The 21,576-nt window shown below is 70.5% G+C and carries 12 protein-coding genes; 4 read left to right on the top strand and 8 right to left on the bottom strand.

Translation table 11 applies throughout. The features are described 5' to 3' along the window. Nucleotides 1-19 precede the first annotated feature (19 nt). Nucleotides 20-2,254, bottom strand: coding sequence for a serine/threonine-protein kinase (locus tag O7621_RS11465; RefSeq protein ID WP_282233949.1), 2,235 nt, complete (start codon nt 2,252-2,254; stop codon nt 20-22). Nucleotides 2,255-2,426: 172 nt separating this feature from the next. Here O7621_RS11465 and O7621_RS11460 point away from each other — a divergent pair, with 172 nt between their 5' ends. From O7621_RS11460 to O7621_RS11450, 3 genes are read left to right on the top strand one after another with little or no spacing between them, the layout of a single operon-like run. Next, entirely contained in the window at nt 2,427-2,648 is a 222-nt protein-coding gene (locus O7621_RS11460) for an acyl-CoA carboxylase subunit epsilon (RefSeq protein ID WP_282233948.1), read from the top strand. Between the two features lie 40 nt (nt 2,649-2,688). Further along, nucleotides 2,689-3,333 (top strand): Maf family protein, encoded by a 645-nt coding sequence (locus O7621_RS11455; protein ID WP_282233947.1) that lies wholly within the window; start codon nt 2,689-2,691, stop codon nt 3,331-3,333. A gap of 18 nt (nt 3,334-3,351) precedes the next feature. After that, nucleotides 3,352-4,005, top strand: coding sequence for a class I SAM-dependent methyltransferase (locus O7621_RS11450; protein ID WP_282233946.1), 654 nt, complete (start codon nt 3,352-3,354; stop codon nt 4,003-4,005). Between the two features lie 136 nt (nt 4,006-4,141). Here the strand turns inward: O7621_RS11450 and O7621_RS11445 are convergent, their stop codons facing one another. The 3 genes from O7621_RS11445 to O7621_RS11435 all read right to left on the bottom strand — a co-directional run bounded on the left by O7621_RS11445 (nt 4,142) and on the right by O7621_RS11435 (nt 6,667). Next, nucleotides 4,142-4,906, bottom strand: coding sequence for an ABC transporter permease (locus O7621_RS11445; RefSeq protein ID WP_282233945.1), 765 nt, complete (start codon nt 4,904-4,906; stop codon nt 4,142-4,144). Nucleotides 4,907-4,936: 30 nt separating this feature from the next. After that, entirely contained in the window at nt 4,937-5,896 is a 960-nt protein-coding gene (locus O7621_RS11440; RefSeq protein ID WP_282233944.1) for an ATP-binding cassette domain-containing protein, read from the bottom strand. Nucleotides 5,897-6,019: 123 nt separating this feature from the next. Next, nucleotides 6,020-6,667: a PadR family transcriptional regulator gene (locus O7621_RS11435; RefSeq protein WP_282233943.1), complete on the bottom strand. Its 648-nt coding sequence runs from the start codon at nt 6,665-6,667 to the stop codon at nt 6,020-6,022. A gap of 107 nt (nt 6,668-6,774) precedes the next feature. Here O7621_RS11435 and O7621_RS11430 point away from each other — a divergent pair, with 107 nt between their 5' ends. Continuing rightward, entirely contained in the window at nt 6,775-8,526 is a 1,752-nt protein-coding gene (locus O7621_RS11430; protein WP_282233942.1) for a biotin carboxylase N-terminal domain-containing protein, read from the top strand. Between the two features lie 144 nt (nt 8,527-8,670). On the opposite strand, the gene O7621_RS11425 is transcribed toward O7621_RS11430, so the two are convergent. The 4 genes from O7621_RS11425 to O7621_RS11410 all read right to left on the bottom strand — a co-directional run bounded on the left by O7621_RS11425 (nt 8,671) and on the right by O7621_RS11410 (nt 21,442). Then, nucleotides 8,671-8,979: a hypothetical protein gene (locus tag O7621_RS11425; RefSeq protein ID WP_282233941.1), complete on the bottom strand. Its 309-nt coding sequence runs from the start codon at nt 8,977-8,979 to the stop codon at nt 8,671-8,673. After that, nucleotides 8,976-9,290, bottom strand: a complete 315-nt coding sequence (locus tag O7621_RS11420; protein WP_282233940.1) for a hypothetical protein — start codon at nt 9,288-9,290, stop codon at nt 8,976-8,978. The genes O7621_RS11425 and O7621_RS11420 overlap by 4 nt, the downstream gene beginning before the upstream one ends. A gap of 578 nt (nt 9,291-9,868) precedes the next feature. After that, on the bottom strand, nt 9,869-10,306 hold the full coding sequence (locus O7621_RS11415; protein ID WP_282233939.1) for a hypothetical protein: 438 nt from the start codon (nt 10,304-10,306) through the stop codon (nt 9,869-9,871). A 63-nt stretch (nt 10,307-10,369) separates the two neighbouring features. Further along, nucleotides 10,370-21,442, bottom strand: a complete 11,073-nt coding sequence (locus O7621_RS11410; RefSeq protein WP_282233938.1) for a LamG-like jellyroll fold domain-containing protein — start codon at nt 21,440-21,442, stop codon at nt 10,370-10,372. Between the last annotated feature and the right edge of the window lie 134 nt (nt 21,443-21,576).

Genomic DNA, 21,576 nt, shown 5'->3' with positions numbered 1-21,576 from the left:
CATGCGGGTGAGTCGTGGCTCAGCTCCCGGCGGGCTGGAACCTGCTCGCCATCAGCTCGAAGTAGACCAGGTCCTGCTGCCAGCGTTCGGCCGTGGTCGACCAGTAGATGGAGTACGCCTTGTCCGGTGCGGTGACGAACCCCCGGTTGCGCACCTGCAGTCGGTTGCCCTGGTTGCTGGTGTAGCGGAACTCCCAGTCGGCGGCGTCGAGGAAGTAGTCGACGGCCTCGATCCGTACCCGCTCGTAGTTGTTGTAGGTGCCCCGCCGCGCCTGCTCCTGGTTCTGCCAGTCGGCGACCGGATCCGGCTTCGGGTTGTCGGTCTGGTCGATGATGATCAGCCGGCCGAGCTGACCGTTCTCCCGAAACTCCACCCGGGTCCGTTCGCGGCTGACCGACCAGCCTTCCGGCACCGGCACCGAGAACCCGGTCTGGTCCTCGTGCAACCGCCATCCGTCGGGCAACGGCGACTGCGGGTCCGGCGGCTGGGGCGACTCATCGCTCTGCGGCGGCACCGCCGGCACCTCGGGCGACGTCTCGCCCGCCGGCGAGCTCGGCTCGACACTCGGTTCGACACTCGGCGCGCCGGAGGTAGCGGCCGGGGCCGACGGCGTGGCCGAGGCGGCCGGACCGGTGCCGAGCTGTCCGTCGGGCTCGTCCTCGTCGCCGGCGGCCAGCAGCACGACGGCCACCAGCAACACCAGTACGACGACAGCGGCAACACCGCTGATCAGCCAGGTACGCGGCAGCTTGGTGACGGGCTTGACGGCCCGCGCGGCGCGGTCGAACAGCAGGGCCGGCGCGGACCGGTTCCGCCGGTCCGACGCGCTGGCGGCCGGCACCTGCTCGGGTTGTTCCTGGACCGGTGGCCGCTCGGCGGGCTCGGCGACCGTCGGCTGCTTCGTCACCGTCGGCTGCTCTGTCGCCTTCGCCGCCGCTGGCTGCTCAGCCGCCTTGGCAGGCTCGGCGGCCTTGGCAGGCTCGGCGGCCGGGGACCGCTCGGCCGTCCTGCCGTCCGGCGCAGTCTCCTTGCGGCCCGGCACCACCTGGGTGCGCTCTGCCTGGGGCGGCACGGTGGTCTCCGACGCCGGCTCACCGGATCTGGTCGGCAACACACTCGTCTCGGCTGCGCCCGCAGCGGCGGTCGCAGCGCCAGCGGGTTGGCCGGTCGGCGGCACCACCCTGGTCGGGTCCGCCGAGTTGGTCGGGCGGGTGACCGGCGAGCCGTACTTGGCCGGGCCGGGTACCACCGGCAACGCGGTCGGCAACGGGGCCACCGGCGGCGACACCGGCGGCGACGGGACCGGAGTGCGTGGTGCCCCGCCGCGCGGACCGGGCACGATCCCCGACCGGGACTCGCCGGGGCGGACCTCCCGGCTGCCGTACGGGCTGGGTCGGCGTACCCCGTCGAGCAGTGAGCGACCGCGACGCGGACCGCGCCCGGCGGCGCGGGTCAGTAGCCGCTCCGCCTCGTCGGCCTTCATCCGGGTGTACGGATCCTTGCGCAGCAGCCCGGCCAGCACCGGCTTGAGTGGGCCGGCCCGGCGGGCGGGCGGTGGCGGCTCGGTGGCCAGCGCGGACAGCGTCGCGATGGCGGTCTGCCGGGCGTACGGCGACTGCCCCTCGACGGCCGCGTAGAGCGTCGCGCCGAGCGACCACAGGTCGCCTTCCGGGCCGGCGCTGCCGGTCCGGGCCCGCTCCGGGGCGATGTACGCCGGTGAGCCCAGCACCAGCCCGGTACGGGTGACGTTGGGGTCGCCCGGCACGGTGGCCAGGCCGAAGTCGGTGAGCACCACCCGGCCGTCGTGGCCGAGCAGTACGTTGCCGGGCTTGACGTCCCGGTGCATCACCCCGGACAGGTGGGCGGACCGGAGCGCGCCGAGCACGCCGAGACCGATCTCCGCGGCCCGGGTCGCCGGGACCGGGCCGTTCTGGGCGAGCACGTCCTGCAGCGACCGGGACGGCACGTACTCCATCACGATCCACGGGTCGCCGTCGGTGCGCAGCACGTCGAAGACGCGTACCACGTTGATGTGGTTGAGTCGGGCGATCGCCCGCGCCTCGCGCAGCGAGCGCTCCCGCATCTCGCGGCGTTCCTGGTCGGTGAGGCCCGGTGGCGGCACCAGCTCCTTGATCGCCACGTCCCGGTGCAGCACCTCGTCGCGGGCCTTCCAGACCCGGCCCATGCCGCCCTGACCGAGCGGCTCTACCAGCCGGTAACGGTCTGCAACTAGTTGCGGGGGCACAGCGGACATCCAAATGACCGTACCCGGAAGGTTTGGGTGCCACACGATCGGCACGCGGCCGGTGTGAGCCGCGCGTCATATGGTACCGGGGTGGCAACCTGACGCCGACGGTAGCGCGCCAGTAATGATCACCACTCGCCGCCGGTCGCCGGCCGGCCCGGTCGGCACGTACGCTCGGCCGATGAGTGACGCGGAGCCGGCCTGGCGGATCGTCCGGGGCACCCCGACCCCCGAAGAGTTGGCGGCGCTGGTGGGCGTGATCGTCGCCCGTACCCGTCCGGTTTCCGACAGTGGCACCGATCGGCCGGCACCGTCGCGGTGGGCCCGCACCGCTCGACCCAAGCCGGGTTTCCCCGGCCGGCTCGGTCCGGACGCCTGGCGGGCCAGCGCCCTGCCCCACTGATCATCGGTACCGGGTACGACGGCCGGTAGCCTGACCATCCGTGGCTACCTCTCTGCGTCCGCGCCTGGTGCTCGCCTCGGCGAGCCCGGCCCGGCACAAACTGCTGCAGGCCGCCGGAATCACCCCTCAGGTGCTGGTGAGCGGCGTCGACGAGGAGTCGGTGACGCTGGACCGGGCCGACGAGTTGTGTCTGGAGCTGGCCCGGCGCAAGATGGCCGCCGTCGCCGATCGGCTCCGGCCGGACTTCGCCGACGACGGCACCGACCTGCTGGTCCTCGGCTGCGACTCGGTGCTCGACTTCGACGGGGAGATCCTCGGCAAGCCGGCCGACGCCGCCGACGCGACCGCGCGGTGGCGGCGGATGCGCGGGCGGTCCGGGGTGTTGTACACCGGCCACGCGCTGACCAGTCTGGCCACCGGGGGGTGGGCCTGCGCCGCCGCCGCAACCGTGGTGCACTTCGCCGAGGTCACCGACGACGAGGTCGCCGCTTACGTGGCGACCGGCGAACCGCTGCAGGTGGCCGGATCGTTCACCATCGACGGGTTGGGCGGGCCGTTCCTGGAGCGGATCGAAGGGGACCACGGCACGGTGGTGGGGTTGTCACTGCCGCTGCTGCGCCGGCTGGTCACCGAGGTCGGCTATCGAATCACGGATCTGTGGGGCGAGCCCGACGCCGGCCGGTAGTCGGACTACCGTCTGCCCATGACCACCAAGACCTTGCCGATGACCGACGCCCTGCAGGCGTACGTCATCGCCCACGGCACCCCGCCGGACGAGATCGTCAGTGACCTCATCGTCGAGACCGCCAGCACGCTGCCGGAGAACGCGCAGATGCAGGTCGCGCCGGAGCAGGCGGCGCTGATGACCCTGCTGACCCGGCTGGTGAACGCTCGCCGGGCGGTGGAGGTCGGCACCTTCACCGGGCTGTCCGCGCTGGCCATCGCCCGTGGTCTACCGGCGGACGGGCAGTTGATCTGTCTGGACGTGTCGGAGGAGTTCACTGCGGTGGCCCGGCGCTACTGGCAGCGGGCCGGAGTCGACGGCCGGATCGACCTGCGGATCGGTCCGGCGGCCGACTCGCTGCGGGCGTTGCCGGGCGAGCCCCACCTCGACCTGGCATTCATCGACGCAGACAAGATCAGCTACCCGGTCTACTGGGGTGAGCTGGTGCCCCGGATGCGGCCCGGCGGGCTGATCGTGGTCGACAACGTGCTGCGGCACGGTCGGGTGCTGGCCCCGCAGAGCGAAGAGGACGAGGCGATGGTCGCCTTCAACCAGCAGGTGGCCGCCGACGACCGGGTGGACGTGGTGATGCTGGCGATCGCCGACGGGCTGACCCTGGCCCGGCGCAGGTGACAGCGGGCCGGCCGGTCCGGCGGTAGCCTGGAGCGGCTGCCCTCTGTGCCGTTGCCGTGCGCAGAGGGCAGCCCTGTTGGCCGGGCCGACCGCCGCAGGCGCTGCGGGCGTGTCCCCGTGCCGGCTGACGGACGGCCTACCGGACACTGCGGGCGAAGGCGCGGGCCGCCCAGGTGACCGCGAGGCTGGCCAGCGCCAAGGTGATCAGCAGCCCCTGCCAGACCGCGTCGTCGCCGAGATTGCCGGCGAACAACGCCCGGGTGCCGTCGACCGCCCAGGAGAACGGGTTCCACTGCGCCACCCGCTGCAGCCACAGCGGCGCGAAGGCCAGCGGCAGCAGAATGCCGGAGAGCAGCAGCACCGGCTGGGCCACCGTGTTCATCAGCGGGGCGAGCGCGTCCTCACTGCGGACCAGCAGCGCCACGCCGTACGACACCGCCGAGGTCATCAGCGCGATCAGGGCGAGCAGCAGGTACGCCAGCAGCAGGTTACCCAGCTGCACGGTGAGCCCGAACGGGATCGCCAGCACCGTGATGATCACCGCCTGCATCAGCAGCGAGATCACGTCCCGTAGGCTGCGGCCGAGCAGCAGGGCGAGCCGGCTGACCGGGGTGACCCGGGACCGCTCGATCACCCCGGCGCGCAGCTCGGCGATCAGGCCGAAGCCCTGGAACAGGCCGCCGAAGATGGCCAGCAGCACCAGCAGGCCGGGCACGAAGATGCGGTAGATCTCCGCGTCGCTACTCGCCCCAATCGGGGCCAGCGCCGGCTTGAGCAGTGGGGCGAACAGCACCAGATACATGATCGGCTGGAACACCCCGACGAAGATCCAGACGGGGTTGCGGATCAGCAGCAACGCCTGCCGCTGGAAGATCAGCCAGGTGTCGCGGGCGAATTTCATCGTACGGTCTCCGTCATCGAGGCGGCCGGCTCAGGACTCGCGCAGCGAGCGGCCGGTCTTGGTGAGGAACACGTCGTCCAGGCTGGGGCGGTGCAGCTCGATCGAGCCCAGCTCCAAGCCGGCGCCGTCCAAAGTGCGCAGGATCTGCGGGATGGCGGTGGCTCCGTCGTCGACGAAGAGCCGTACGCCGCCGTCGTCGGGGGTCTCCAGCTTGCTGACGTACGGCTGGCTGTCGAGCAGTTGCGCGGCGGCGGCCGACTCGTCCGGGCGCAGCCCGACGGTGACAACCTCGCCGGCGACCTCGCGTTTGAGCGCGGCCGGGGTGCCCTCGGTGACGATCTCGCCGTGGTCCATGATCGCGATCCGGTCGCAGAGCGCGTCCGCCTCGTCGAGGTAGTGGGTGGTGATGAAGACGGTCATGCCTTCGGCACGCAAGCGGCGAATCTCGTCCCACATGTGTGCCCGGCTCTGCGGGTCCAGCCCGGTGGTCGGCTCGTCGAGGAAGACCACCTTCGGCTCATGGATGATGCCCAGCGCGATCTCGACCCGGCGGCGCTGGCCACCAGAGTAGGTCTTGCACTTGCGGTCGGCGTACTCGGTCAGCTGGAAGGCGGCGAGCGCCCGGGTGGCCCGTCGTTGCGCCTCGGCCTTGCCGATGCCGTACATCCGGGCGTGCATCACCAGTTCCTCGCGACCGGTGACCTCGTCCCAGGTACTGCCGCCCTGGGCCACGTAGCCGATCCGCCGACGGACCTCGCCGGGGTTGCGCAGCAGGTCGGCCCCAGCGATGACGGCCTCCCCGCCATCCGGCTCGATCAGCGTGGCGAGCATCCGCAGCGTGGTGGTCTTACCGGCGCCGTTGGGCCCGAGGAAGCCGAAGATCTCCCCCTGCTCGACCAGCATGTCGACGCCACGGACCGCGTCCACGGTCTTGGTGCCGCGCCCCTGTCGGGAGCGAAACGACTTCCGCAGCCCCTTGGTCTCGATCATGAAGTTTTCTCCTGCTCGGCTTGCCGGGCCGGCCGGTCACCGGCCGCTCTCCCCCGTGGGCATGCCGGGCCGCCCAGCTCCCCACGCTGCGTCTGGCACGCTAGACCCCGGCGATCGGGCTAGTCAACGTTGATTATTGCCCGGTGATCCAGCCGACTCCCGGTCGGCGGCGTCCAGGTCAGCCTGCCACCCGGCCCAGGTGCCGTCAGCCGGCTGCTCCGCCGGGTGATACGCCGCGCCCGACTCGATCAGCCCGGCGATCCGGTCACACCAGGCGATCTCCCCGTCGACCCGGGCGATGGTCAGCTCCAGCATCCAGCCGACATACGACGGTTTCTGCCGCAACCATCCTGCGGCCAGGTCGTGACGGGCCACCGCGTTGCCGGCCCGCAGCATCGCGGCCCGACCCCGCAACGCCGCGACCGCTTCCGCACGGGACAGCGCCGGCAGAAAGGCGAAGGCGCTGAGAAACGGATCGGCCGACGGCCGACAGTCGCGCCAGTGCTGCCGCAGCAACGAGTCGAACTCGTCGACCCCGGTGGGGGTGATCTCGTAGCTGGTCCGGGCCGGTCGGGCACCCACCTGGGCGGTGCCGACCTGGCGGAGCAGCCCTTCCTCGGCGAGCTTGCGCAACGCGTGGTATATCGACCCCGGTGCGATGTTGGCCCAGCTGTCCGCCCGCCAACTGAGCAGCTCACGACGCACGTCGTAGCCGTGCACCGGTTGCATCCATTTGACCAGACCGAGAATCATCATCCGGGTGGCAGACACATCCGGAGCCTAATCGCCAGTGTGCCATCCCACACTGAGCGCCGGTTTAGTTGATCAAGCAGGCCGTTAGACTTCCGGCTTGGTCCGTGAGCAAAGGAGAACAGGGCGTGCGCAAAGTTCTCGTCGCAAACCGGGGCGAAATCGCGGTCCGGGTGATCCGTGCGTGCCGGGACGCCGGGCTGGCCAGCGTCGCCGTGTACGCCGACCCGGACCGCTCGGCGGTGCACGCCGGGCTGGCCGACGAGGCGTACGCCCTCGGCGGGGAGACCGCCGCCGACACGTACCTGCGGATCGACAAACTGCTCGACGCCGCCGACCGGTCCGGCGCCGACGCCGTCCACCCCGGCTACGGGTTCCTCTCCGAGAACGCCGACTTCGCCGCCGCGGTCATCGACGCCGGCCTGACCTGGATCGGGCCGAGCCCGCAAGCGATCCGCGACCTCGGCGACAAGGTCACCGCCCGGCACATCGCCCAGCGGGCCGGCGCGCCGCTGGTGCCCGGCACCGCCGACCCGGTCGCCGGCCCGGACGAGGTGACCGCCTTCGCCGAGCAGTACGGTCTGCCGGTCGCGATCAAGGCCGCGTTCGGCGGCGGTGGGCGCGGGCTGAAGGTCGCCCGCGAGATGGCCGAGATCGCCGACCTGTTCGAGTCGGCCACCCGCGAGGCGGTCGCCGCGTTCGGTCGCGGCGAATGCTTCGTCGAGCGCTACCTGGACCGGCCCCGGCACGTCGAGGCGCAGGTGCTCGCCGACCAGCACGGCAACGTGATCGTGGTCGGCACCCGGGACTGTTCGCTGCAACGCCGCCACCAGAAGCTCGTCGAGGAGGCACCGGCGCCGTTTCTCACCGACGCCCAGCGCGCCGAGATCCACACCAGCGCCAAGGCGATCTGCCGCGAGGCCGGCTACCACGGTGCCGGTACCGTCGAGTACCTGGTCGGCGTCGACGGCACCATCTCCTTCCTGGAGGTCAACACCCGACTGCAGGTCGAGCACCCGGTCACCGAGGAGACCGCCGGCATCGACCTGGTCCGCGAGCAGTTCCGGATCGCCGTTGGCGAGCCGCTGCGGTTCACCGACGACCCGACCCCGCGCGGGCACTCCATCGAGTTCCGGATCAACGGCGAGGACCCGGGCCGCAACTTCCTGCCCGCGCCCGGTGCCATCACCGCGCTGCGCCTGCCCACCGGCCCCGGCGTCCGGGTGGACACCGGCGTCACCGCCGGCGACGTCGTCAGCGGCAACTTCGACTCGCTGCTGGCCAAGCTGATCGTCACCGGCGAGACCCGCGCCGAGGCGCTGGAACGCGCCCGGCGGGCACTGGACGAGATGGTCGTCGACGGGATGGCCACCGCCCTGCCGTTCCACCGCCTGGTGGTCCGCGACCCGGCGTTCACCAGCGAACCGTTCACCGTGCACACCAGGTGGATCGAGACTGAGTTCGACAACACCGTGCCGGCGTTCACCGCGCCGGCGGCGGCCCCCGACGCCCCCGAACCCCGCGAGACCGTTGTGGTCGAGGTCGGCGGCAAGCGGCTCGAGGTCAGCCTCCCCGCCGGCTTCGGCGGCGGTACGCCGACCGGGCCGACCGTCGCCCGCCGGCCGGCCCGCCGCCGGGGCGGTGCCAGCGCGACGGCCGCCGCCAGCGGCAACGCCCTGGTCTCGCCGATGCAGGGCACCATCATCAAGATCGCGGTCGCCGACGGTGACCAGGTTGCCGAGGGCGACCCGGTCGTGGTGCTGGAGGCGATGAAGATGGAGCAGCCGCTCAACGCGCACAGGGCCGGTACGGTCAGCGGTCTGGCCGCCGAGGTCGGCGCGGTCGTCGGAGCCGGCGCGACGATCTGCCTGATCAGCTGACCTCACTCACCGGCCTGACCTTCCGACCTCCGGCTCTGCACGATATGATCGCCTGTCAGCCGCCCGAGCAGGTCAGCGTCGACACGACCGCGCCGTGCACCGGGGACCGCTTGCTCACCTGCGGCGGCAGGCTGGCCGTCATGGTCAGTTCCAGCCGGGGCGCGTACGCCCGTTGCCGTAGTTCGCCGAGGTGAACCTCGCCCCGGCTGCCGGGAACTGCTCGTCGTCGATCAGCGCCAGACCGAGATTCGGCTGACCGAGCGCCCACCCCGAGATCAGGTCCCGGACGTCGACCTCGGCCAGCTCCATCGTGACGGCCGCCGACCGCGCCGGCAGTCCGGTCTTCGCGTCCACCGACGAGTCCTGCAGGTACGCCGGCGGGATCGACGCCACCACCGCGCCGGCGTCATCGACCAGCTCGACCGACCCCACCGGCCCGCTGCGGGCCGTCACCCCTGCATAGCCAGCGGGAACACCCACGCCGACCCGGCCTGCGGCGACGCCAGGATCAGCGTCTCCTTCACCCCGTCCGGACGGGCCACCAGCTCCAGGTCCGTGCCCGGCAACACCTGCCGGTACGTCGCCGTCGCGCCGTCGACCACCGGGGTCACCGCCGCCGCACCGGCCAGGCTCCACCCGAGTACGCCCCCGCCGGGCAGCGGCAACTCGACCAGCGGCTCCCCCGCCGCCGTACCGGATGCCGCTGCCCCCGCCCCGGACGCCGCAGCAGCCGTACCGGATGTCGACCCCAGCGACACCCCCATCGGGTTGTCGGTGACCCCCCCACCGGTCGCCCCGACGCACCAGGGTCGGATCGATCGGCCGCCACGAACCGTCCGCCGCCCGGTAGTTGACCTGACCGGTGCTCAGCTGCGCCGTCGTCGAACCGTCGGCGTTGTCGTACACCGTCATGGTCGACCGTGACGACCGGGCGTTCCGGCGACTCGTCGCCGGGTCGTGGCGGGCCGCCGTCACCGGCGTCACCGACGATGACAACCCCACCAGCGCGGCGGCCACCACCGCGACCCCACCGGCGCACCGCCGCCACCGGGCGAACGTCCGGGTGGTCCCTGTTCGACGACGGCGGTGTGGCTCCTGGCTCGTTCCCATCGGTCGCGGCCTTTCTCACTGCGGTACGCCGTTCGCCCAGCTAGGACCGGGGACAAATCTTGCCGGCTCGGGGCCGCCGAGTACTGAGGAGAATCTGAGGAAGACGTTGGGGAATGTCAGGGGAGCACTGAGCGCGCGTCAGCAGCCGGCCAGGCATGATGGACAGAGTGCGTGGTGCCGGCGGCGATGAAGCTGGAGCAACCAATCGACGCGCCCAAGGCGCATCCACTCATCAGCGCTGCCTGCGTCTCCACTCGCGGCCGTTCGCCGCACGTAGCAGGGTCGGTGCCGAGTCGGCTCCGATCCGCAGGTGGATCGCCCTGAGGTACTCGGCCTGCCCGGTCAGGGCCTTCCGGACGCTGGTCAGCGTATGCGCGGACTGCGGGACCTGGTTACGTGGGCCGAGTTCCGCGGCCGCGACGAGATCCGGCAGGTCGGCGACCAGAGTCTTGGCGCCGACGTCCATCGCGACCTGGGTCAGCACGAGCTTGTCGGCCGGGTCGAGCATGACGGCGTACCGGGCCACCGGCGAGGTGAACGTGACGGTCTGCAGGACGACATCGTCGTACACCGGTCCGACCAGCCCGAACTCGTCGCCGAGGAAGCTGAACGCGGTTCCCGCTTCCTCGGCGAACGACTCATGGACGGTGACGAACCCCTTACCAGCCACCGCACGTCCACCTTCCACCCCGGTCACCCCGACCGGGACTGTCTCCCACGGTTGGACCGTCTCCTACGGTCGAACCTTGGTGACCAGCCAGTGGTCACCCACGGGCGCCCACCCGTAGCCCTTGTCCCGAAGGTACTTCAACTCCCGCTGGAACACGTTTCCACCCGCATAGTTGGGAACAGCAGGGTTGGTCACGATCCGCACCTCGTTGCCGTTGGCGAAAGCGTCGTTGATGAACCGCTTGTTCCGCGTCCAGTTCCAGCCACCCACGCCGCCCTTGCCGTTGTTCAACGTCCCCCTGATGTTCAGGAAGTCCGCGTCAAATGCCCCGCTGGGCCGATCGAGCATGTACCGCTTGATGTCCGCGAACCGGCCGAGCAACGTGGTCTTCCGACTGCAGTTGTGCACCAGCACCGGCCGGTCGGCCGCCACGACATAGTAGGTGTGTACGCCGCCGACGGTGAGGTCGTTCATCCACTTCAGGCCGGTCCACACCCGTACCGCCGCGACCTGTTGGCTGGTTTCGCCGTCCGGGCTGCGCAACCGGTCACCGGGCCGCAGGTCGGCGGCATCGGTCCACCGCCCGGTGGTGGCGTTCCAGAACGGGTGGTGCGCGGTCGTCTCGACGACCGTGTTCTCACCGGTGTCCGTGTTGGTGACCGTGACGTCGGTCAGCTCACGGTCGGCGTGGCGGTGCAGCAGCCGCACCGGCCGGGCGGAGCTCCGCCCCGTCTGCGGGTCGGTCGCCAGCACCTCGTCGCCGAGCTCCACCTCGGCGATCGGCTTGCTGGTGCCGTCGGCCATCCGCACCCGGGTGTCCGGGGCGAAGCTGTGCAGCATGCAACTGCCGGCCCCGTCCGCCACTTCGTCGGCGTCGTCGACCCGGCTGCCACCAGTCCGGCCGGCATCGTCGACCCGGCTCCCGCCGGCGCGGGCGGCGTCATCGGTGTGTTCGGCGGCTTCCCGGGTGGACCGGCTGGAGCCGCGCGACACCGCCCGGGACGCGTCGTCGGCCCTGCGGCTGACCGCCCGACTGAACGACCGGGCCCCGGCGGCGGCCTTCGCGCCGACCCGTGCGCCGGCCTTGCCGAGACCTGTGCCGGCGACCTTCTTGATGCCGCTGGACGCGGCCTTGCTCAACGCCTTGCCGGCGACCGGGCCCATCATCGGCAGGGCAGCACCGAGACCACCGGCAAGACCGCCGATCACCGCGTCCTGAAGCAGATCCATGCCGGTTCTGCCCTGCATGCCGCCGGTGACCAGAGCACCGGTGATACCGCCGACCATGCCGCAGGCGACCACGCCGACACCGGTCCAGCCGATCGCGACCAGGCAGCCGGCCTCGACGACCATGCCGACGATCGCGCCGACGATCTCGGCCTTGTGTTCGACGATCCAGTCCCGGGCCGTACGGGCCCACTGGCCCACCTGTTCGGCGGCGGCTATCAGCGCCTCACCGGCCTTGATCAGATCCTGATAGTTCTGCTCCACCGTCTGCCTGATGACGTTGCCCGCCTCGACGAGCTGCTCCTGCGTCCACCTGTTGGCCGCCCCCAGGCCGTCGCCGACCCAGTCGGTGAAGTCTTCGAACCGGTCGCCGAACCAGTCGACGGCGCCGTGGTAGGCGTCCTCGATGTCTTCGTACCGGTCGCCGACCCAGTCGGTGAAGTCGTCCCACGACCTCGCGTACGGTTCTCCGACGTGGCCGGTGGGGTCGACCACGGTCAACGGGTTCCCGTCGCCGTACTGGTACCGGTTGGCGCGGATCGAGTCCGGCACCGGCCCGACGGTCAGGCTGTCCCGGGCACCGAACTGTGCCGTCACCGGGTCGTACCAGCGGGCATGCATGTTGACCTGCCCGCTACGCACGTCGGTCCACTCCGACTGGTAGCCGAGGTCACCGAGCATGCCGCTGTCCGCGGTCACCTCACCCAACGGTGAGTACGTACGGCTGCCGGTCACCGACGCCCCGGCCGGGTTCAACTGGGCGACCACGTCACCGTGCAGATCCGTCCACACCAACCGGCGCGTGTTGTTGTGCCGCGCCCCGACCACACCACCACCCGGATCACGGGTGAAGAACGCGTTGGAACTGTCCCGGGCGAGGTGGTTACCGAGACCGGTGTACTCCCAGCCGTCCCGGAACGCCCGACCCAACGCGTCGTAGTCGAACACCCGGGCGTTACCGCCGGCCGGGGTGTGCTCCACCACCTGGTCGAACGCGTCCGACACCGTCGTCGCCCCACCGGCCGCGCTGCGGGTGCCCCGCGCCGTGTACTGGTAGCCGACACCGGTGCTGTCCGAGATCAGCCGGTTACGGGCGTCGTAGGCGTAGTCGACGTCGCCGACCCCGGTCCGGTTGCCCGCCCTGTCGTAGCGGTAACCGACCGTCGTGTTCCCGTCGTCCCACGAGGTGAGCCGATCCGCCAGATCGTAGCTGTACGTGTTGCGGACCGTCGACGAGCCACGGGTGACGGTCCTACTGGTCTCGTTGCCGTTGGCGTCCCAGCCGTAGGTGATCGACGCGATCGTCGACCCACCCGACGACACCAACCGGTCACTGGTCAACCGGTGCAGATCGTCATAACCGAACACCCGCCGGTTCCCCGACGTCCCGAACGTCATCGACGACACCGCCGACATCTGGTCGTACGTGTAGCCGATCGCGGTGCCCATGTCCGTGTTGTTCACCGACGCAAGCCGGCCCGCACCGTCATAGCCGTACTGCGTCAACCCGGCCGCGTCGTCGCGCGACTCCAACAACCCGTCCGCCGTGTAGGTGAACGCCGCGTCCCCCGACGGGCCGGTCACCGACAACGGCAACCCCCGGTCGTCGTACCCGACCTGATTGCTGCGACCCGGCGCGGAGAACTCCACCAGCCGACCCGCGGCGTCGTAGCCGTACGTCCGATCCGTGGTGGCCGCCTCCGCACCGGAGCCGGACTGGCGGACCAGCCGGCCGGCGTCGTCGTAGAACAGGGTGCGCGCCACCCCGCCCGGCGCCCGCTGCGACACCGGCTGACCGGCCGCGTCGTACACCGTGGTGAACGTCCGGTCCGCCGCGTCCGGGTACGCCGCCGTCGCCGGCTCGATCCGCGACTGCGGCAACCCCCACACCGTGTACGTGGTCCGGAACGCCCGCCCCTCCCCGTCGGTGAACCGCGTCGGATTCCCCGCCAGGTCATACCCGAACGACGACTCGATCGTCGTCGCAGCGTCCACCGGCTCGGACTGCGTCCGCAACAACCCCGTCGCGTCATAACCGAACCGGGTCGTCGTGCCCCGCGCGTCCGTCACCGACACCACGTTGCCCGCCGCGTCATAGGTCGAGGCAGCCGTCGCCAACGCCGCCCCACCACCGGCCGCGTACGCCGCCGCAGACACCGGCCGCGACAACATGTCGTAACCCGTCGTCGTGTACGTACCGTCGGGATTGATTTCCTTCACCGGCCGGCCCAGCCCGTCGTAGACGACACCGCGGGTCTGCCCCGCGCCGTCGACCACACCCGTCACCTCACCGGCCGCGTTGTACCCGTACCCGACCGTCACCCCCGCCGGCGACCGCAGCGACGACAACCGACCCGCCGCGTCGTAGCCCACCGTCGTGGTGTGCACCTGACCGGTCTGCCGCACCGCCTCACTCACACTCGTGACCCGGCCCAGGAAGTCGTAACCACTACCGGCCACCGCACCTGTCGGATCCGTCGTCGCCAGCAGATTGCCCATCAGGTCGTAGCGCGCCGTCGTCGTGCCGTCGTCCGGCGCCACCTGGGTCACCACCCGACCCAACTGGTCATAGTCGAACTCCGTGACCCGACCCAGCGGATCCGTCTGCGACACCACCTGACCGAGGCTGTCGTACACCGCCGACGCGACCGGGGTCACCGGCGTCGACCCGCCCGGCGGCGTGTACGCCGGCAACCGGACCTCCACCGGCCGACCCACCCGGTCCACCCCGAACGTCGTCACCGCCCCGTTCGCATCCGACTCCGAGACCACCTCACCGAACGTGTTGTAGCCAACCCGCTCCACCGGCCGGGCCGTCACCACCGGACCATCCAACTCACCCGACTCCGACTGCACCGCCGGACCCGTTGTCACCACCGGACGATCCGCCTCGTCATACTCCACGAACGTGGCGTGACCCAACGGATCCAGCACCGACGTCGCCAGACCAGCGTTGTCGACCACGTAACTGGTCCGCGACACCCCCGCGTCCGCCGCCGGCACCGTGCCCGCCATCACCCCGGCGGCCCAGCCGTCGTCGCCCGGCACCCCCTGATACACCTGCAGATCAGAGATCGCCCCCTTGAGGCCCGAGCCGATCCGCACCCCGCCAGCCGCCACGCTGTGGAAGCTGCTGCCGGTGAAGTCGTCGACTTTCTCGCCGTCGAGGAACACGATCCACCGGCCGGCCTGCGGGTCCACGCCCACCGCCAGGTGCTGCCACTCGCCCGCCTGTGTCGAGCCCTGCCCGAAGGTGCGGCGGCGTTGTAGTACACCGCCGCCTTTGAACACGAGTTGCTCGTTCGTCAGCGCCCGCCATGCGCCGTCGGTGTGGTCGTAGTTGAGCACGAACGCCGGTGCGCCCCACCCGGACACGCTCGTCCGGGCGCGGCCGGGCATCGCCAGCACCGAGACGGGCGCCCGCAGATCGTCCAATCGCACCCAGACGGCGACCGTGTACGGCCGGGTGGTGTCCACCACCGGCGCATCGGTCGTGATCAACGACGACGAACCATCGAACGACGCGACCCGACCCCGCTCGGGATCCGACGCCCAGGCCACGTCCGTGGCCCTACCCGGACTGTTACCCGCCGAGTCAGCGGCCGTCGTCCCACCCGTCTCGTCCAACCGCCACCGCGCCACCGGCGTCACCGACCGGTCCGCCGACAGGTAACCCGTCTGCGACACCGGACGACCCAACACGTCATACGCGTAGTCGACGACCGACAACGCCTCCCCCGCAGCGTCCCGAGCCACCCGCGACAACACCCGGTCGGCCGGCGACAACGCCACCTCGGTCACCCGCGCCAGGCCGCCCGGATCCAGCACACTCCGCACCTGCCGACCCGCAGCGTCGTACTCGAACGCCGTCACCGTCGCACCGTTGTCGGTGACCTGCTCGACCAGGTTCCCCGCCTCGTCGTAGCCGTTGCTCTCCAGCAGGAACGAGCTGTCCCCGTCCGAGCGGGTCACCGACGCCGTCCGCCCGTCGTCGGTGTACGTGTAACTCGTGACGTGGCCCATCGCGTCGGTGCTCGACGCCAACCGACCCGCCGGGTCGTACACGTTCGATTCCACCACCAGATCCACCGGATCCGCCGGATCATTCGGATCCCCGGTGAACCCCTTCACCGTCCGCGACAACACATTCCCGTTGACATCCACCTCGTAGGCGTTCACCACCCCGTCCGGATCGGTCTGCTCCACCAGGTGCCCGTACACGTCATAGCCGTAACCGGTCACCGCCCCCTCGGCGTCCACCGACCCCGACCGACGACCACCCCCGTCGTACGACCAGGTGCTGACCCGGGCCACATCCCCGCCGGACGCGTCACTGACCCGCTCCTCCACCAGGAACCCGTCCACGCTGTACGAGAAACGGGTCACCGCCCGGTGCTCCGCACCCGACACCCGGTCCGTCACCGCCGGACCCGTCCGCGTCACCACCCGACCCACCGAGTCGTACGTGAACGACGTCGTCCGCCCCTGCGGAAACGACGACGTCACCACCGTCTCCGTCAACGTCCGGCCCAACCGGTCGTACGTGAACGTCGTCTCCGCCCCCGCCGCGTCCGACACCTTCGCCACGTCACCCGCCGAGGTGTACGTGATTGCCATCCACCCCTTCGACGGATCCAACACATTCCACGGCAGGCCGGCCGGGGCGCGCCCGCCGTCGACCGCAGGCACATTCGTACCGTCGGTGTATTCGATCTCCGTCTCCCGGCCGAGCGGGTCCGTCACTCTGCGCAGGTTGCCGGAGTTGTCATATATGTACGTCGTAAGGTAGGTGTTGTCCTGGGCGCTCTGCGAGCCCGGCCCCCGCACGTGGGTCAGCCGGTCGCTCTGCGGGTGCGTCGGGTCGCTGCTGTACAAGGTGTAGGTGTGGTAGCTGCTGGAACACTTGTCGGCGGCCTGGTCCTGGCAGGTCACCTCCTGGAGGGTGTTGCCCCGCTCGTCCTGCACCGACCGGGTCACGATCCCGTTCGGGTCGTACACCAGACTCGTGAACCCGCCCGTGTCATAGCCGTACAACGTCGTCTGGCCCAACGCGTCGATCTGCGACACCTTCCGCCCGGACACCAGGTCGTACGAGTACGACACCTCGTTGCCGCCCGGGTCGGTCACCGACACGATCTTCACCGGGTTCGACACCGTCGTCGTCTGCACGTGCTCCGCCGCCTCGTCGACCTGCACCGCACCCGGCGGCAACGCCTCAACCGGCAACCCACCCGCCGCCGTCTCCGACAACCGGGCTTCGGCAGCCCCGTCACCCGCCGCGGTCACCACCAACGGCACGGTCCGACCCACCGACTGGTAGTGCAACGCCACCTCGTCCGCGCTCAACGTCCGGTCGTAGAGCGCGACCTCCGCCAACGAACCCGCGTAGTACGCCGTCGATTCCGCGGGCAGCCCCGGCCAACCGTTGCCCGTGTACCCCGCGCCCAGATACCCGTGACTGAGCCTTTCGACCCCGCCGGCCAGGGCGCCGGTGCTGGACTGCACCCGCACCCCGTCCAGGTACAACGCCTGGACGGTGTCGTCGCCGGCGGCGGTCTTGGTCAGCACCGCGTGGTGCCACTTGCCGTCGTTGACCGGCGCCGCCGACACCAACGCCAACGCCCACTGCTGGTTCGTCTGGTCGTTGCAGTTGCGGATCGCCAACTGGGTACCGTCCGTGGCCGACGAGCCGGGCACCTCCAGGCACCGGCCCGCCCCCGAGTTGCGCCAACCGTTCCCGGACGTTTCCCACTTCTGGTTCGCGCTGCTCGAACAGGTCTGCGCCTGGACCGGGGTGCCGTTGCTGGTCGCCTGACCTGCCAGGCCCAGACACTTGTCACCGCGACGCAGCTGCCGGCTGCTGCCGACGTAGCGCCAGCTCTGCGCCGTCGCACCGTCGCAGGTGCTCAGTTGCACCTTCGTGCCGTTGGCCGCCAACTCGGCGCACTTACCGGCGAGCCCCGACGTCAACGGCGCGGTCGGGTCCACCGACGCGGACAGCCCCCGCAACCGGCCGTCGGAGTCGATCCACAACACCGGCGATCCCACCGACGGCGTCCCGTCCACCGCCGCGTCCTGCGCCCCCGCCAGCACATCGCCGGTCCCCGTGGTCCTGAACCAGAGCTCCTGGGACCGCGTCCCGGCCGGCGCCAACCGCTCCCCCGGCACCGACACCAGCGACGATGACCCGTCGAACGACACCGACGTGCCGTCCGCGAACGGACCCGCCGCTCCCAACGTCACCGAATTGAACGTCGCGGTGGTCTGCCAGGTCTCGTTGACCGCTTGAACACCGGCCGCGTCCCGCAACCGCCAGTAGTCCGTCGGCGCCGACCCCAGCACCGCCGCCGCGTACACCCCGCTCGTCCCCGCCACCCGCGGCGTCCCCAACGCCCAGGTCCCACCGTTGCTGTCGGTCACCGACGCCAGCTTCCCGGTCACCGAATCCATCGACAACGACGCCAGCGTCCTGCCTTCCTGGCTAATCACCTTCGACAACTGCCGGCTCTGACCCCGCGCCGTCGCGTTGATCTCAGTGACCTCGGTCGAGGTCAACGTCCGGTCGAAGAACGCCACATCGGCGATCTGCCCGTCGAAGAAGTTCGCCTGCCCGTGGTAGTTCGGCGAACCATGATGCGGCTGGTCCGGCCAGTTCCCCCCGACGAACCCCGCACCGACGTACTCATGCGCCGACCCGCCCACGTCGAACATCTCGATCAGGCCGGTACGGGTCGCGTGCCGCAGCCCGTCCACATACAGCGCCTGACTCGAGCCGGCCCCGGCCAGCACCACGTGATGCCACTGCCCGTCGTCCACCCGGCCGGGCGACTGCATCGTCGTCGAGTTGCCGTCGTAGAACTTCGCGTGCAACTTCCCACTCGACCCGACGTAGATCGACGGCGTGTAGTTCCTCGACGTCGTCCCGTCCGAGATCGGATCATGCTGGTACGAGAACAACACCCCCGCCCGGGACGCCGTCCCCGTCCGGAACCACAGACTGACCGACTGGTATGCGCTGTCGTTGACCAGCCCGCTGGGCAGCCGCACCCGCGACGACGTGCCGTTGAAGGCGGTCGACGTCGACGTCGATCCCGGCCACACCCCCGGTGTCGGGCCCGGCGTCGTACCCTCGTAGAACGCCACGTCGGTGCCGCCGTTGTCCAGCACGCTGCTGGCCGCCAGGGTCGATCCGGAAGGTTCGTTCAATCGCCAGAACGACGACGGCGCGTGGTTGCGCACCGCGTTCGCCCCCTGGTTGGCGCTGTTACCCCAGGTGTACGTGGTACACGACGCCGTCGGCGGACACACCTTCGTCAGGCGGTCATGGCTGCCGTACGTGTACTGCCACACGTACCCACTGCCACCGGTGGTCGGCGCGTCCGTCGTCACCTTCGTCACATGCGACCCGACCGACGGACTCGCCGTCCCCGCCCAGGTCAACGTCAACGACCGCCCCGACGCGCTGGTCAACTTCGACACCAGCCCACTGCCGTTGTACGTCAACGTCAAGGTCTGGTCGTTGGCGTCCGCCACCGACGTGACCTTGAACGCGCCATCCCCGGCCGCGCGGGAGAACACGTACGTCGTCCCGTGCTTGACGGTCAACCGGTACCCGGTCACCGACGAACCGGACTCCACCGCGGTCAACACCTCGTACCGCCCCGGCGGCGCCACGAACGACCCGTCCCTCCTCGGCCCGAACACCGCCTCCGACCCGTCCGGATACCGCACCACCACACCCAGCACCGCACCCGCCGAGTTGGTCCGCTCGGTCACCCGCGCGTCCAGCAGACTCGACCAGCCCTGCCCGAACGCCCCCGACCGACGGGTGTCCAACGTGTTGTACGACCGGGTGATCTCCAACGCCGGCCCCACCCCCGCCACCTGCGCGTCCGTCACCGCCGACGTGTAGTTGCCGATCTCCGGGTGGTAACCCACCCCCGGGTTCTGCACCAGCCGGGATCCCAACGCCGGCTGCGGCATCCGCGTGTAGAACACGTACTTCGGATACCGGGCGCCGTAGACAGCCCCGTCGAACGGCTGCACCGCCCACGAGTACTGCTTGTTCGTCTCCAACAACCCGACCGGGACGTCGTAGTACGACTTGGTGCCCTCGTTGACGTGGATGAGGGTCCCGGCGTTGTCGTAGATCCAGACCTTGTAGCGCACGGTGCCGGACTCGTCGAAATCGCGACCCCGCACGTACAACCGGGGCGTCAACGTCGACACCACCGCACCGTGGGCCGGTGCCCGCTGGTCCACCTGCGGCGGCAGGTTGTTCGACAAGGTCAGCTGCAACCGCGGCGCGTAGTCACCGCCGGCATAGTTCGCCGAGGCGAACAAGGCCGCCGCCGCCTCAGACAAGTCCTCCTCGTCCAACAGCGCCAGACCAAGATTCGGCTGACCGAGCGCCCAGCCCGAGATCAGGTCCCGGACATCGACCTCGACCCACTGGCCGACGGACGGATTCGCGTTCGGATTCTCACACGCCCGCCCGTTGTCGGTGTAGTACCTGTAGTGGTTCGGTCCCAGATCGATCTTCGGGCCTGGATGGGCGGCGGTCCGCAGATCACCGACCGTCCACTCCTCCTCGACCAGCCCGACCTTGATCCGTTGGACGTCACACCTCGCCCGGTAGTTCAGGTAGAGCCTCAGGTTCGCCGAGGAGATGAACCAGCCCGACTTCGCAAGCTCCGACGGGATGGTGAACTTGAGAAACGTCCGGGACAGGACGCCGTCCCGGTTGCCGATCGCGAGACGGTCGCCGTTCTGCACGGCGGGGCCGGTGTCCGGATCGGTGTCGACGAACACGTCCCCACTCGTCGAGATCAGCGCGCCCACGTCCGCCCGTGCCGGGAACACCCGCGCCGGATCCGTCAACCACTCCCGGTCGGCGACCAGCTTCAGCGCCGGGGCACCGTCGACCTCGATCAGCTCCATCGCGACCGCCGCCGGCCGCGCCGGCAGCCCCGTTTCCGGATCGACCGACGAATCCTGCATGACCGCCGGGGGGATCGACCCCACCACCGAACCGGCGCCGTCGAGCACTTCGACCGACCCACCGTCACCGGCCCGGACCGACACCTCGTCCAGCATCAGCGGGAACACCCACTCCGACCCGGCCTGCGGCGACGCCAGCACCAGCCCTTGCTGCACCCCGTCCGCCCGCGCCACCACCTCCAGATCGGTGTCCGCGAACACCTCCGGGTACGTGGCCGTCTTGCCGTCGACCGCCGGAGCCACCGCCGCCGCACCAGCCAGACCCCAGCCCACCGACCCATCACCGGGCAGCGACAACTCCACCAACGACTCACCGGCGGCAGCGCCCGCCAGCGACAGACCCAGCGAGTTCTCCGTCACCACCCACCGGTCACCCCGACGCACCAACGTCGAGTCCACCGGCCGCCACGAACCATCCGCTGCCTCGTAGTTGACCTGCCCCGTACTCAACTCCGCCGTCGTCGAACCATCCGTGTTGGCGTACACATCGGCATTCGGCCCCGACGCCACCGCGTCCCGCACACTCGTCTGCGGATCGAACCGGCCCACCGTCACCGGCGTCACCGACTCGCCCACCACCGGCTCCCCGGCGTACCCCGACAGACCGTTCACCAACCGCTGCGCCGAACCCGCCCCACCCGACGCCCGCGTCGCCGCCGACCCCACGTACCCACCCGAACCGGCACCGTCACCGACCCGCGCCGCCGGCAACTCCACCGCCGGCCCGCCCCACGGCAACCACCCCGACCGACCGGTGAACCACGACGACAACCACCCCACCGGGAACTCACCGTCCGTCGGCACCGCACCCGGCGGCACCGACGACGACAACCCCACCAGCGCCGCGACCACCACAGCGACCCCACCGGCCCACCGCCGCCGCCGGACGAACGTCCCCGCTGTCCTCAAGCGACGCCGACGGTGAACAGCACGACTCGCAGACATCAGCGGCTACCTCTTCCCACCTCGAAACATTCGGTCGCACAGCGGTCGACCGTCAGGAATCATCTACGGAGGACGATGCCGGAACTTGAGGGAATGCT

Origin of the sequence: Solwaraspora sp. WMMD937 (assembly GCF_029581175.1) — a bacterium.
Lineage (GTDB): Bacteria > Actinomycetota > Actinomycetes > Mycobacteriales > Micromonosporaceae > Micromonospora_E.
Note: the sequence above shows the minus strand (reverse complement) of the source record. Positions and strands in the feature narration are given on the sequence as shown.